At 72.8% G+C, this 13,491-nt stretch carries 14 protein-coding genes; 9 read left to right on the forward strand and 5 right to left on the reverse strand.

Features of this window, described 5'->3' with window-relative positions:
- The first annotated feature begins 220 nt into the window (after positions 1–220).
- Positions 221–1,756, forward strand: coding sequence for an AMP-binding protein (locus ACZ303_RS23730; protein ID WP_467342106.1), 1,536 nt, complete (start codon positions 221–223; stop codon positions 1,754–1,756).
- 102 nt (positions 1,757–1,858) lie between these two features.
- Here the strand turns inward: ACZ303_RS23730 and ACZ303_RS23735 are convergent, their stop codons facing one another.
- On the reverse strand, positions 1,859–2,704 hold the full coding sequence (locus ACZ303_RS23735; protein ID WP_467342108.1) for a hypothetical protein: 846 nt from the start codon (positions 2,702–2,704) through the stop codon (positions 1,859–1,861).
- 105 nt (positions 2,705–2,809) lie between these two features.
- Here ACZ303_RS23735 and ACZ303_RS23740 point away from each other — a divergent pair, with 105 nt between their 5' ends.
- Positions 2,810–3,964 carry a methyltransferase gene (locus ACZ303_RS23740; protein WP_467342110.1) on the forward strand — a complete coding sequence of 385 codons (1,155 nt, stop codon included), beginning with the start codon at positions 2,810–2,812 and terminating at the stop codon, positions 3,962–3,964.
- 25 nt (positions 3,965–3,989) lie between these two features.
- Here ACZ303_RS23740 and ACZ303_RS23745 read toward each other — a convergent pair whose 3' ends face one another.
- The gene (locus tag ACZ303_RS23745; protein ID WP_467342112.1) at positions 3,990–4,481 is read right to left on the reverse strand and encodes a phosphatase domain-containing protein; all 492 of its coding nucleotides are present in this window, start codon (positions 4,479–4,481) and stop codon (positions 3,990–3,992) included.
- 204 nt (positions 4,482–4,685) lie between these two features.
- Between ACZ303_RS23745 and ACZ303_RS23750 the strand changes: the two genes are divergently transcribed.
- Positions 4,686–5,348 carry a hypothetical protein gene (locus ACZ303_RS23750; protein WP_467342114.1) on the forward strand — a complete coding sequence of 221 codons (663 nt, stop codon included), beginning with the start codon at positions 4,686–4,688 and terminating at the stop codon, positions 5,346–5,348.
- A 280-nt stretch (positions 5,349–5,628) separates the two neighbouring features.
- Entirely contained in the window at positions 5,629–7,098 is a 1,470-nt protein-coding gene (locus ACZ303_RS23755) for a hypothetical protein (protein WP_467342115.1), read from the forward strand.
- Between the two features lie 228 nt (positions 7,099–7,326).
- On the opposite strand, the gene ACZ303_RS23760 is transcribed toward ACZ303_RS23755, so the two are convergent.
- Positions 7,327–7,761 carry a YidB family protein gene (locus ACZ303_RS23760; protein WP_467342117.1) on the reverse strand — a complete coding sequence of 145 codons (435 nt, stop codon included), beginning with the start codon at positions 7,759–7,761 and terminating at the stop codon, positions 7,327–7,329.
- A 195-nt stretch (positions 7,762–7,956) separates the two neighbouring features.
- On the opposite strand from ACZ303_RS23760, the gene ACZ303_RS23765 reads away from it, so the two are divergent.
- Entirely contained in the window at positions 7,957–8,772 is an 816-nt protein-coding gene (locus ACZ303_RS23765; protein WP_467342119.1) for an NAD(P)H-binding protein, read from the forward strand.
- Between the two features lie 21 nt (positions 8,773–8,793).
- On the opposite strand, the gene ACZ303_RS23770 is transcribed toward ACZ303_RS23765, so the two are convergent.
- A complete protein-coding gene (locus ACZ303_RS23770; RefSeq protein ID WP_467342121.1) occupies positions 8,794–9,093 on the reverse strand; it encodes a helix-turn-helix domain-containing protein in 300 nt (99 codons plus the stop codon).
- Between the two features lie 76 nt (positions 9,094–9,169).
- On the opposite strand from ACZ303_RS23770, the gene map reads away from it, so the two are divergent.
- The 3 genes from map to ACZ303_RS23785 all read left to right on the forward strand — a co-directional run bounded on the left by map (position 9,170) and on the right by ACZ303_RS23785 (position 11,376).
- A complete protein-coding gene (map, locus tag ACZ303_RS23775; RefSeq protein ID WP_467342123.1) occupies positions 9,170–9,937 on the forward strand; it encodes a type I methionyl aminopeptidase in 768 nt (255 codons plus the stop codon).
- A 187-nt stretch (positions 9,938–10,124) separates the two neighbouring features.
- Entirely contained in the window at positions 10,125–11,084 is a 960-nt protein-coding gene (locus ACZ303_RS23780; RefSeq protein ID WP_467342125.1) for a hypothetical protein, read from the forward strand.
- Positions 11,085–11,112: 28 nt separating this feature from the next.
- The gene (locus tag ACZ303_RS23785) at positions 11,113–11,376 is read left to right on the forward strand and encodes a carbamoyltransferase C-terminal domain-containing protein (RefSeq protein ID WP_467342127.1); all 264 of its coding nucleotides are present in this window, start codon (positions 11,113–11,115) and stop codon (positions 11,374–11,376) included.
- Here ACZ303_RS23785 and ACZ303_RS23790 read toward each other — a convergent pair.
- Positions 11,343–12,164 carry a lipase family protein gene (locus ACZ303_RS23790; protein WP_467342128.1) on the reverse strand — a complete coding sequence of 274 codons (822 nt, stop codon included), beginning with the start codon at positions 12,162–12,164 and terminating at the stop codon, positions 11,343–11,345. The two genes, ACZ303_RS23785 and ACZ303_RS23790, sit on opposite strands and share 34 nt — an antisense overlap.
- Positions 12,165–12,360: 196 nt before the next feature.
- On the opposite strand from ACZ303_RS23790, the gene ACZ303_RS23795 reads away from it, so the two are divergent.
- Positions 12,361–13,455 carry a PP2C family protein-serine/threonine phosphatase gene (locus ACZ303_RS23795; RefSeq protein WP_467342130.1) on the forward strand — a complete coding sequence of 365 codons (1,095 nt, stop codon included), beginning with the start codon at positions 12,361–12,363 and terminating at the stop codon, positions 13,453–13,455.
- The last annotated feature ends 36 nt before the right edge of the window (positions 13,456–13,491 follow it).

The following is a 13,491-nucleotide window of genomic DNA, read 5'->3' on the forward strand; positions in this document are numbered from 1 at the left end:
CATACGAATGAACTCGCCACGCACAGGGCAGGCGGCGACCAATGCGACACCCGGATCGCAGGCGAAATGCGCCCCGGGGCTTCAGACTTGGCCGAATGTCGACGTTTTGGTCGAGGGAATCCAGGCCGAAACCCCTCCCCGACTGGAGTCATTGATCATGGGCGACTATCATGAAAGATGGTTGCCTAGGTCAACTGATGCCCCCTGAAAGGAACCTCGCATGTCCGTCACCACGCAGCACTTCCGTACATATGTGGAGCGGAACCTCGACGCCCTGGGGGCCGATCCGGACCGGACCGCCCTGTTGCGCGAGGACCGGCGCATCACCGCCGGCGAGCTACGGGGCCTCGTCCACCGGATGGCGCGGGCGCTGCTCGCCCAGGGCGTGAGCCGCGGTCAGACGGTCACGCTCCTCAGCGGGAACCTGCCGGAGACCATCGCCGCGCGGTACGCCGCCAACCTGATCGGCTGCTCCGTCAACCATCTCTACAACAAGCTCTCGGCCGAGGTTCAGGCCACGATCGTCCAGGACCTCGAAACGCACGCCCTGATCGTCGACCCCGCCTACGCCGGCCGCGCCGCGGAGCTCACGGACCGGGCGCCGGTGAAGGCCGTACTCACGCTCGGCCCCGCGGAGGTGGGCACCGACCTGCTGGAGCTGGCCGCCGAGGAGTCCGCCGAGCCCTTCCTCTCCCTGGCCCAGCCGCAGGACATCTGCACCATCCGCCACACCGGTGGCACCACGGGCCACCCCAAGGCCATCTGCACCTCCTTCGAGCAGGCGCCGGTGATCGAGGAGGCGATGCCGGACTGGGACGGTCCGATCCGGTATCTGCTGAGCACCACGCTCGCCCACGCCGGCGGCATGTTGGCGGACTTCGCGCTGCGCAACGGCGGGAGCGTACGGCTGCTCGACGACTTCGACGCCGCGACCGTCCTCGCCACCATCGAGCGTGAGCGCATCACGCACATGTTCCTGCTGCCGCCGCTGCTCTACCAGCTGATGGACCACCCCGACGCCGCCCGCACCGACACCTCCAGCCTCAGCCATGTCTGGTACGGCGGCTGCCAGTCCTCCCCGGCCCGGATCGCCGAGGCCGTGCGGCGCTTCGGGCCGGTGCTCAACCAGTTCTACGGGCAGAACGAGGCCGGCGGCATCAGCATGCTCTCCGCCGAGGACCACGACCCCGACCGCCTGGACCTCCTGAGGTCGGCCGGCAAGGTCCTGGACGGCGTCGAGGTGGCCATCCGCGACGAGGACGGCCGCGACCTGCCGGCGGGCGAGCACGGCGAGATCTGCGTCCGCTCCGCGAACATCATGCAGGGGTACTGGAAGCAGCCGGAGCTCACCGCCGAGGTGCTGCGGGACGGCTGGCTGCACACCGGTGACATCGGCTACCTGGACGAAGAGGGCTACCTCACCATCGTCGACCGGATCAAGGACATGATCGTCGTGGTCGGCGGGCATGTCTACACCACCGAGCTCGAAGACCTTCTCAACTCCCACCCGCAGGTCCTCCAGAGCGCCGTCTTCGGCGTTCCGGACGCGAACCGCATGGAGCAGGTGCACGCCGCCATCGTGCGCGTGCCGGGCGCCGAGGTCGACGGCGCACACCTCCGCGCCATGGTGCGCGAGAAGCGGGGCACCATGTACGAGCCGGCACGGATCTCCTTCGTCGACGAACTGCCGCTGACCGACGCCGGCAAGCCCGACAAGAAGCTGCTCCGCCGCCAGGTCGAGTCGGCGGCCGTGTGAGCGCCGTCCGCTGAGCTCCGCCGCCCCGGCACGCCTCGTCCGGCTGCCGGGGCCGAAGCACTCGCACGCACACGGCCGCCTGGTCGGCGGCCCCGGCCCAGGTCAGGACGGCGGGCCCGAGATCTGCCGCATGCCGTCGGGGGCCGGGTCGCCGGGTTCGGCCCGCAGTTCGGCCGCCACCGCGTCCGTCCGCGCGCGCAGGGCCCGTACGCGCTCGGCGGCGGGTGTGCCCGCCGCCGGGAGCTCGGCCGGCAGCACGGGGACGCCGTTCGCCTCGGCGGTGGCCACCAGGCTCCGCGCCACCTCCGGCTGCTGGGCGAGCAGGGCCGTGCTGAACATGTTGGCCCGCAGGGTCTTCTTCATGCCCAGGGCGCCCCGGTAGGTGATCTCGCAGGCGATCTCCACCGACTCCATGCGCTGCTCGGCCGCCTGCTCCAGCGCGGCGAGCATGACGGACGCGAGGCCCTCGACCACCTTGGTGACGACCCATTTGCGGCCGGGGAGCGGGGGCAGCAGATCGCGGATGCGGTCGATCTCGGTGTCGAGCGCGTCGGTGGTCATGGCGCTGAAGGCGTCGTACGACCTGAGGTGGACCACCTTCGACCAGGGGATGTCCTCGCCCTCGAAGCCGACCGACTCGGGGCCGAAGCGCAGGGCGCCGATGCCGTCCAGCGGGCGCAGCACCTTCGCGGTGAGGGCGGGCACGCGCGGGTGACGACAGATCAGGGCACCCAGGGAGAACTCCCACTCCACCGGCGTGGGCGCGGCGGGCGCGGGCAGCGAGCGCAGGACGGACAGCGCCCAGTCGCCGGAGGCGGCAGTTCCGGCACGGCCGGCGTCGACGCCGCGCGCCACGGCGTTCCGGCCGGTGGCCACGACGTTCCTGCCGGTGGCGACCGCCGCGTTCACCGAATCGGTCAGGGTCCGCACCCGGTCCGCTATTCCCATTTTTTACTCTTTCCCCCGGCTCTGACCTGCAACGACGCCCGTTCGGCGGGGCGCCACTCTACCCAGCCGCGCCGAATGCTCCCACTCGGCTAGCCTGAGGGGACAATGAACCGTTTGACGACGTCACAGGGTGCGTACGACCTCACCCGTTTCCCCGAGGACCCTCGCGACAGGCTGCGCGCCTGGGACGCGGCCGACGAATATCTGCTGCGCCACCTCAAGGGCATCGACGGCGGGCCGACGGACCTGTCGGGCACCGTGGTCGTGGTGGGCGACCGGTGGGGCGCGCTGGTCACCGCGCTCGCCGCGCACCACCCCGTACAGATCACCGACTCCTTCCTCGCCCAGGCGGCGACCCGGCTGAACCTGGAGCGCAACGGCGTGCCCGGGGACGCCGTGCGCCTGCTGTCCACGCGGGACACGCCGCCGGAGCGGATCGATGTGCTGCTGATCCGCGTGCCCAAGAGCCTCGCGCTGCTGGAGGACCAGTTGCACCGGCTGGCGCCGCGTGTGCACGCGGGCACCGTCGTCGTCGGCACCGGCCGGGTCACCGAGATCCACACCTCGACGCTCAATCTGTTCGAACGGATCCTCGGGCCCACGCGCACCTCGCTGGCCGTGAAGAAGTCCCGGCTCATCTTCTGCTCGCCCGATCCCGCGCGGCCCCGGGGCGCGAACCCGTGGCCGCACAGCTATGCCCTGCCCGACGGTATCGGGGTCGTGTCCGGACGGACCGTCACCAACCACGCGGGCATCTTCTGCGCCGAGCGGCTGGACATCGGCACCCGGTTCTTCCTCCAGCACCTGCCGAAGCGCCATGGCCGCGAGCGGGTCGTGGACCTGGGTTGCGGCAACGGCGTGGTCGGTACGGCCGCGGCCCTGGCCAACCCCGACGCCGAGGTGCTGTTCGCCGACGAGTCCTTCCAGGCCGTGGCCTCGGCGGAGGCCACGTTCCGTACGAACCTCGGTGCCGGGGCACCGGCGGAGTTCCGAGTCGGTGACGGGCTGTCGGGGGTGCCCGCCGGCACGGTCGACCTGGTCCTGAACAATCCTCCGTTCCACAGCCACCAGGCGACGACCGACGCGACGGCCTGGCGGATGTTCACCGGTGCCCGGGACGCGCTGCGGCCGGGCGGCGAGCTGTGGGTGATCGGCAACCGCCACCTCGGCTACCACGTGAAGCTGCGCAAGGTGTTCGGTCATTCCGAGGTCGTCGCGAGCGACCCGAAGTTCGTCGTGCTCCGGGCCGTCAAGCGCTGACGTCCTTTCGGTCGGCGGGTATGCCTCAGGGGGCGGTCCGGATCAGGTCCACCGTCCACCGCCGCTGTTCGGGGGTGTCGGGCACGGCGAGGCCGCGGGCCTCTTCGAGCCGGTTCCAGGCGGTGTCGGGTTCGACGCCGCGCAGGATGAGGAGCGCGGCGGCGAGCAGGGACGCGCGCCCTATGCCGTAGCGGCAGTGGGTGACCACGTGCGCGCCCTCCTCCAGCCGTCCGGCGAGTTCGCGCAGGACGGGCAGGACGGCGGCGCGGTCGGGGACGGTGCGGTCGGGGATCGGTATCGCGACGAACCGCAGCCCCGCGGCCGCGGCCGCCACGGCTTCGTGGGCGAGTCCGAGTTCGTCGAGTTCGGACGGGGTGAGCGCGCAGACCAGGGTGTCGACGCCGGCGGCGCTCAGCGCGTTCATCTCGTCCTGGAGCCAGTCCCCGCCCCGGGGCTTGGCCATGGTGCTGAGCCGGCCGGGGCCGGGCAGGTCGACGGTGAAGAGGGAAGGTCGCATGTCAGGGGTCGCTTTCGATCGGTGCTTCCGATGGGGTGCGGGGGCTGCCCGGGAGTGACCGGACGGCGATCCGTGCCGGCGGGCGTCGGATGTGCGCCGCGCGAGCGCATCCGCGCGCCCCGCGTGCGCCCGTCTGCTGGGCGCCGGGGGCGTGAACCGTGGTGGGCGTCAGCGCCGTGTGACGGACCAGCCCGAGGAGGCAGCATGATTCACATCAGTGAAACCCTGGCCATCCAGACGGTCGAGGACTTCCTCACCGCCGAGGAGACGACGCGGCTCGTCAAGATCATGGACAGTGAGGCCGCCGGGTGGCGGCCGCGCGGTCAGGCCGAGGTCCTGCCCGCGCCCGCTCTCGCCCAGGAGATCCTCGCACAGGCCACCGCCCGCGCCCTGCCGGCGATCCGTCGCACCATGCCGTCCATCGCCGCGGCCTCGCACTGGGGCTACACGGAATTGACGGAGGGTCAGCGCGTCCCCACCCACCTGGACGGCATCACCAGTGCGCGGACCGCGCCGCGCCGCATCGGCCGCATCGGTGTGGTGATCGCCGAGGCCGAGGAGGGCGGCCTGTTCTACGTCGAGACCACGGCCGACGCGGCGCCGTGGACCGCGATCGTACTGGGTGAGGCGGACGGCTATGCCGCGGGCACCCCGCTGGCCCGCAGTGTGCCGCACGAGTTGGCCGCGGGACCGCACGAGCACGAGGTCCGGTGGCTCGCGGCCACGCCCAGGACCCGCTGGGTCACCGAGGCGGGCCGTGGCGTGGCGATCGCCTACGGCGCGCAGCTCATCCATGGCGTGACGCCGGTCGTCCGGGGGCGCGTACGGAAGTTCGTCACCGACCTCACGGACGCTCCGGTGCCGTAGACCGGCCCCCGCTCCGGCCGACGGGCCGCCTCGCGGCGGCAGTTGGCGCGGCGCGCGATCCCGGCGCGTCCGGGTCGCGCGCCGCACGCGTTCCGGCCGCCGTTTATGACCCAGATCACTCCGGGGGCGCCGGTGAATCGTCCGGGCGGTGGCCGGCCGCATGGCATGATCTTGCAAATCATTACCGGCGGGTACCCAACTCGCCCGATGCCGTGTGACGCGGTCCGAAGGTGTCGTCTCCCTCGGCCCGCCCCCACCTCACGCCCTTCGAGGATCCAACGTGCGCAGAACCATCGCTTTACCCGCTCTGACCGCCGCTTCCCTGCTGGTCGCCGGGTGCTCGGCGGCCGGCCCCTCCGGCACGCAGTCCGCCGGCCGTACGGAGCCGGTGGCCGCCACACCGCCGGTGGCAGCGGGGCAGCAGCTCGCCGTGAAGGCGGCACCTGACGGTGCCGCCGCGCCGAGTGCCGTGGCCCACCCGGCCGGTGGCGGCCGGCAGGCGGAGAAGTCCTCGCTGAAGGTCGCCTCCTACGACCGGCACAGCGGACGGGCCGTCATATCCGGTGCGGCGAAGGCGCCGAAGAAGCCCTCCGCCGCGCACCCGACGACCCCCGCCCCCGCTTCCTCGTCCACCGCCGGCGCGGAGGCGAAGGAGCGGAACGCCCCGGTGGCCGTCGGTGACATCATCGCCAGCGCGCCCACGCCGGGCGCTCCGGACGGCGTCCTGGCGAAGGTCACCCAGGTGCTGGGCAAGACCGAGAAGGGCACCGAGGTCAACACCTCCCCGGCCACTCTCGGCGCGCTGCTCGGCGACTCCAAGGCCGACGGCCGGGTGCCCGTCGACCCCTCCGCCGTCACCGTCGAGCCGCTCGTCCAGGGCACGAAGGTCTCCTGGGCGAAGACCGGCGACGTGCGCTTCGGGCCCAAGGGCGCGAAGTTGCCGCTGGGCAGCCTGCGGATCGACGTGGGCACCTCGATCGCCACCGCGAAGGGCGCCCCGGCGTCCGCCGCCGCGTCGGCCTCGGGGTTCGTCCAGCTGGCCCCCGAGGTCGACTTCGCGTACGACGGGCGGGGCGGGTCCGGCTTCGGCTCGCCCGGTACCGCGTCGCTGTCGCTGTCCGGCGACTGGACGTCCGGCTGGGAGCTCAAGGGGCAGGCCGCCGCCTCCACGGAGGCCAAGCCGCTGCGGGTGCCCTTCGCCAAGCTCAAGGCCGCGCCCGTCATCCAGGTCGGCCCGGTGCCGGTCGTCGTCAACGTCGGCCTGACGTGCTACCTCCAGGTGGACGCGGACGGCCGGATCGCCGTCGACATCAAGCAGGACCTCAAGGGCGGGTTCCGCGTCGGCGGCGACTACACGCGCGGCAAGGGCTGGACGCCGGTCAACACCTCCACCCTGTCGGCCACCTCGCCCCGGGCGACGGTGACGGCGGCGGGCAAGGTGAAGGCCGCCCTCGGTGCCGAGGCGAGCCTGGGTCTGTACGGGACGGTCGGGGTCAACGCCGACCTCGCCCCGTACCTGCGGGCGGAAGGGGAGGGCCAGGCCACCGGGGCGCTCGACGGCAGCGCCTCCGCGTCCGGCAAGTGGAAGGCCTTCGGCGGTTTCGATCTGAGCGGGGCCCTCCAGGTCCAGCTGAAGATCTTCGACACGCCGATCTTCCAGAAGCCGATTCCGCTCGGCTCCCTGCACCGCGAGTGGAAGCTCGCGGAGGGCGCGGGCGCGGTCTCCACCTCGGGCAAGCGCCGCGGCTGACGGCCTGCCCGGAAACGGGTGGCAGCCGTCCGGCGTGGCGTCATCGCCATGACGCCACGCCGGACGGTGTCGGAGCTTCCGCTGACGCGTCGTCGGGGTTCCTGGGTACGACAGGGCGTCAAAAACCGCCGTTCTTCCAAGCGGTGGACGTCGTCCGGCGCGGCAGGGGTACGAGCTCGGCGGCCGCCCGGTTTTCTCCCCGGGCGCCGCGCGCGGGGCGCTCCCGCGCTACTGCCCCTTGATGACGTCATCCAGCGAGCCCTGCGGCACCTGACCTGCCGGGGTGAGCTTGTCGACGGCCTCCGGCAGGACCTCGGCGAGGCGGTCGGCGGCCTCCTCCGGGGCGATGCCCGCCTGTTGCGCGACGTGGTTGAGGGTCTGGGTGGGCAGGGCCTGTGCGATCTCCGGGCCGCTGACGGGCTCGTTCGCGCCCGTGCCCACCCAGGTGTCGGCCTTCGGGCCGAGGCCACCGTCGCGGAGCTGGTTGAGCAGGCCCGCGAGCGGATTGCCGCCCCCGTCGCTGCCGAGCGTGCCGAGGAGGGTGCCGAGGAGGTTTGCGCCGCCGCCTTCGCCGCCGCCGAGCAGCCCTCCCAGCAACCGTCCCAGGTCGTTGTCCGCCATGTCTCCTGCCTTTCCTGGAAGCGGGCCGGCTGACGGCGGCATGCCGCGGCCGTCACCGACCGATGACACCCCACACACCTACCCCCGGTGGGCCGGCCCACCTCGGCGGCGGCCACATGTTCACCCGGACATCGCCGACCCGCCCGCGGCGGCTCCCGAACGGTCTCGGACGCTCACACATGTGGTGCGGCGTCCCGGCCATGGAAGCGCCGCCCGGCCGCCGGTTGACTGGCGGGCATGACAGAGATCCTCGTACTCGGCGCCACCGGCAAGACCGGCGGCCGCATCGTCCCCCGCCTCCGCGACCTCGGGCACACCGTCCGGGCGGCCTCGCGCACGGGCACCACCCGGTTCGACTGGGCCGACCGCTCCACGTGGGAGCCGGCGCTCGCCGGCGCGGAGGCCGCGTACATCGTGCCCACGGAGACGCTCGGCCTGCCGGAGCGGGCGGACTTCGTGGCGTACGCGAAGGAGGCGGGTGTCCGGCGGCTGGTGCAGCTGTCGGTCCGCGGCATCGACCACGACGGGGTGCCGGCGACCGAGGCGGCCGTTCGGGGCTCGGGGCTGGAGTGGACGGTCCTGCGCCCGTGCTGGTTCGCGCAGAACTTCGCCGCGCCGGACTTCTTCCTGCCGGAGGTGCTGGCGGGCGAGGTGTCGACACCGGCCGGTGAGGGCCGCGAGCCGTTCATCGACGCCGAGGACATCGCCGACGTCGCGGTGGCCGCCCTCACGGACACCGTTCACGCGGGCCGCACGTACGAGCTGTCGGGCCCGGAGCCGCTCTCCTTCGGGCAGGCCCTCGCGCTGATCGGCGAGGCCACGGGCCGCGTGATCCGCCACCAGCACCAGGAGACGGCCGCGTACGTGGCCGGGCTCACCGGCGCGGGCGTACCCGTGGCGGACGCCGAGGCCGTCGCGGACTTCCTCGACGGGATCAGCCGGGGCGCGGACGACTATGTGAGCGACGGCGTGCGGCAGGCCCTCGGCCGGGCACCGCGTCCGTTCCGCGACTACGTCGAGTCGACGGCGGCGCAAGGCGTCTGGGCCCGGTGAACCGGGGCGGCTCCCCCGGCTTCAGCCGGCGGCTCCTACGGCCGACCCCGCCTCCGCGAGGGCCGGCGCCGCGTCGGCGCCGGCCGCCGCCAGAACCGCCAGCTCGTCCAGCGACAGGTGGAGCACGGCGGCCAGGGCCGCCACGGTGAAGAAGGCGGGGGTCGGCGCCCGGCCGGTCTCGATCTTGCGGAGGGTCTCCGCGGACAGGCCGGCCGCCGCGGCGATCTCCACCATGCTGCGCTCGCCCCGGGCCTGGCGGAGCAACAGGCCGAAGGCCTCACCGCGTCGGTGTTCCCACGGGGTCAAAGGAGTTCTCACCATGACCGTGATACTAATACCGGTATAAGAATTGGTTCGACCCGAGTGTCGACCCGAGTGCCAGAGGGAGCCGCCGGACATGGTGCAGATCAAGACCGATACGGAACTGGACGCGATGCGCGAGGCCGGGCGGGTCGTGGCCCACGCGCTCGCGGCCGCCCGTGCCGCCGCGGCCGTGGGGGTCGGCCTGCGGGAGCTGGACGCGGCGGCCCGCGCGGTGCTCGACGAGGCCGGGGCGACGTCCCCCTTCCTGGGCTATCGGCCGTCCTTCGCGCCCACCCCCTTCCCCGCGGTGATCTGCGCGTCGGTCAACGACGCCGTCGTCCACGGCATCCCCGACGACTACCGCCTGCGCGACGGCGACCTGGTCAGCATCGACTGCGGGGCACGGCTCGACGGCTGGACGGGCGATGCGGCGATCAGCTTCACGGTCGGCACGCCGCGCGCCGCCGACAGCGCGCTGATCGAGGCCACCCGGTCGGCGCTGGAGGCGGGCATCGCCGCCGCCACCGTCGGCAACCGCATCGGCGACATCTCGCACGCCATCGGCGGCGTCGCCCGCGCGGCCCGCTGCGGCATGCCGACCGAGTTCGGCGGGCACGGCATCGGCCGGCAGATGCACGAGGATCCCGCCGTCCCCAACCGCGGCCGGCCCCGCCGGGGCCTCCCCCTGCGGCACGGCCTGGTCCTCGCCATAGAACCGATGCTCATGGCCGGCGGCCGCGACGACTACCGCACGGACCCCGACGGCTGGACGCTGCGCACCGTCGACGGCAGCAGAGCCGCACACATCGAGCACACGGTCGCCATCACCGACGAGGGACCCCGCATCCTGACCCTGCCGTGAGCGGGGTGCGCCGCGCGCGGCTGACGCGGGCCGCCCCGTCGCCGACAGGGAGCGGGGTTCCCGGCCGGGGGCTCGACCACCCCTGCGTCCCGGAGGCTGGCGCGTTCCGAGTCTTGTGGGGGCCGGGCTCCGGCAATAAATACTCAACGGTCAGCCGAAGCCTTCTCCCACTGAAGGAGATGCCCTCATGCCCACGGCCTCGACGAGGAGTGGCAAGGCGAGCGCGCTCGACCTCCCGAGAACCCCCACCGGATTCCAGCAGCTCTCCCACGCCCTGCGGGCCCGTACGCCACGGCGTGGCGCGGAGCTGCCCGCCGAGCCGCCCTGGCGGAGCGAGTTCGTCGCGCGGGACGCCGACGGACCGCGCGTGTCGCTGCGGGAGTTCGGTTACGGACCGGACGAACTCAGCAGCTGGCAGGGGCGGGTCGACGACACGGCCGTCGTGGGGCCGGCGCGGATCCTCACCGAGGAGGGGCTGGGCCGGCTCACCGAGGTGTGCGAGGCGCTCGAAGGGGCCGCCCGGTCCAGTGGGTTCATCGCGACGCGGCGGCTGCGGAGCGCCGATCTGCTGTCGCCGTTCCTCAACAACATGATCCGCGACCGGAATTTCCTGCTCGTCTGCTCACGGCTGGCCGGGGTCCCGCTGATCCCGCATCCGCTCCGCCTCCCCACCGCCCAGATCAATTACAGCAACGGTCGGGGGCGGCCGGAAATCGTGCGGTGGCACCGCGACGGCATGGATTACGTCTTCACGATCCAGCTGAGCGGCTACGAGGACTACGAGGGCGGCCGTTTCACCTATTTCCAGGGGCGTACGGACGAATTCCCGGGCATCGCGCGGGACGACCCGCGGATCCGTGAGGCGCCGTGCGGGGAACGCGGGGCGACGCTCTTTCTCCACGGCAGCCGCATCTTCCACGCGGTCACCCCCGTCACCGAAGGACGGCGCGTCACCCTGGTCGTCTCCTTCTTCTGTCCCTATTTCGCGCGGCAGGACTCCAACACCTTCTGGCACCTGGCGGGCGACGACGGGATTCCCGCCACGATCCCCTGCTGGCTGCGGCTGAAATGGCCGGTGCGCAACCCTGCCGTGGACTTCGCCCTGCGCGCCGGCAGCCCGGCCGTCACCTGGGACGATCTGGCCTAGCGCGAGCGGCGCGGGCGCCGGGCGCCCCGTGCTGGGGAACACGCCGTTCGCCGTACGGGGCGAGCCCGTCGTCAGCACGCCCCGGGAGGCGTACGCGTGCCTCCGGCGCACCGGCATCGACCTGCTCGCGATCGGCGGGTTCCTGCTGCGCAAGGAGGAACAGCCGCCGTGGCACGGCCGGCGCGTCGGCGGGTCCCGAAGGCCACGACGTATTTCGTCCGAGGGGACTCCGAGGAGACGCGGAGGGGGTGGACCGGGTCAGGAGAGGTTCTTCTCCAGGGCGGCGAGGTAGTTCCGCATGGAGTGGTCCCGGACGCCGTCGCTCGCGGGCGCGAACGCGTCCGCGGTCAGGCCCTTGGCACGGTCGGCCAGACCGCCCAGGAGGGGCATGGACTCGCGGATCCTCCCGGAGGCGTCGATGTACCGCAGCGTCTGGACGTGGTGGAAGACGGGCTCGGGCGGCAGTTGGGGGACGATGTCGTTGTTGTTGACGAAGCGGTAGGTGCGCCGGGTGAACGCCTTGTCGCACGCGCCGGCCAGGACGCGGTCGCAGGTGCGGGGCTGGCCGAAGGTGTAGACGCCGTCCGCGAGCAGGTTCGGGGCCTCGAAGTGCAGACGGGCCCCGGCCAGCATCGCCAGGGCGCCGCCGAGGCTGTGGCCGGTGAACCACACGGTCTGGTCGTTGTCGCGGAACTCCGCGAGGGTCTCCTTCACCTGGGAGAAGATCGAGTCCAGGGCCTGGGCGAAGCCGTAGTGGACGAAACCCTTGTTGCCGGGGCCGGGCGACGGCGGTGTGGTGGCGTCCGACAGCCAGTCGCGGATCTGGGCCGGCTCCGTGCCCCGGAAGGCGGTGATGATCATGTGGTCGCCGGCCGCCGTGTACGCCTGGGTGTCCTCCAGCGGAAACGGCGGCTTGAACGCCGTCCGGTGGTGGCGGATCCTGCCGAAGCCCCATTTCTTGGCCTCGGCGGCGATGGTGTCCTCGTCCTTGTACGAGAGGTCGGCCGCACGGGCCAGCCAGTAAGCGTGGGTCGGGCTGTAGCCGGTGGCACGGTGGTCGATGGCCGGAACAGTGGTCACAGGTACTCCTCGTCTCGAAGCTGCGTCCAAGGGAAACCGCAGGTGGCGTGGCTCCCGTGATAGCGGCCGGTGGACGCGGGCCCGTGGAGAACTGCCCGGGCCTCACCCGTACGGGGCAGGGTGAGCGCCGAGTGCCCGCGTGCCGGGCCCTGTCGTGGCCGGGCGGCGGCCGGGGGTCCCTATGGTGGGCGCAACCATGTCGCACGACCTCGTCGGTATCGGCCCCGCCAAGGCGCCCCGCCTCCCCCGCCGCGCGTTCCGGCTCGTCGTGGCCGCGTACGCGCTGCTCGGTGTCGCCGTCGTGACGGACGTGGTGTCGGACCCGGAGCTGACCGTGTCGCCCGTGCTCGCCACCGCGCCGGTGCTCGCCGGCATCGGCACCCGGCGGGCGCGGGTGCCGCTGGTGGCCGGGCTGGCCGCGACGCTGGTGATCGTGCCGCTGCTGGCGCTGTCCGACAGCGAGGTCCCGCTCGCCGTCCACCTGACGTCGGGCTTCACGGTGCTGGCCGTCACCTGCATCTGCGCCGCCAATGTCGTGCTGGTCGCGACGCGGGAGCGGGAGCTGCTCCAGTCCCGGTCCGTGGCCGAGGCGGCGCAGAGCACGCTGCTGCGCCCGCCGCCGGAGCGGATCGGCGGGCTGCGGACGGCGGTGCGGTATCTGGCCGCGGCGGCCGAGGCACGGGTCGGCGGTGATCTGTACGAGGCCCTGTCGACGCCGTACGGGACGCGGCTGCTGGTCGGCGATGTGCGGGGCAAGGGACTGTCGGCCGTCGAGACCGCGGCCGACGTGCTGGGCACGTTCCGGGAGGCCGCCCAGGTCGAGGCCGATCTGGCCGCGGTGGCCCGCAGGCTGGACGCCGCCATGCTCCGGCGCCGTCCGCGCGAGGAGTTCGTGACCGCGGTCCTGATCGGGGTTCCCGAGTCCGGTGGTCCGGCGGAGATGGTCAACTGCGGTCACCTGCCGCCGCTGCTGCGCCGCGACGGCCGGGTGACCGAGGTGGAGTCCCCTGTCCCGGAGCCGCCGCTGGGGTTGCTGGAGCTGGTGGGCGACGCGTACCACCGGCGCGCCTTCGCGTTCGAGCGGGGCGGGCTGCTGCTCCTGTACACCGACGGGGTGACCGAGGCGCGGAACGCGGCGGGAATCTTCTATCCGCTGGCCGAGCGGCTGGCCCTGATGCCGGAGACGGCTCCCGGCGCGCTGCTGGACCAGGTGGTGGCCGACCTGCTGGCCTACGCGGGCGGCGAACTCTCCGACGACGCGGCGCTGCTGGCCGTCCACCGGGAGCGGTGACGGGCCCGCTCCGAACCCCCGGACCGTCAGGGGCCG

Source organism: Streptomyces sp. NPDC023527, assembly GCF_055560115.1.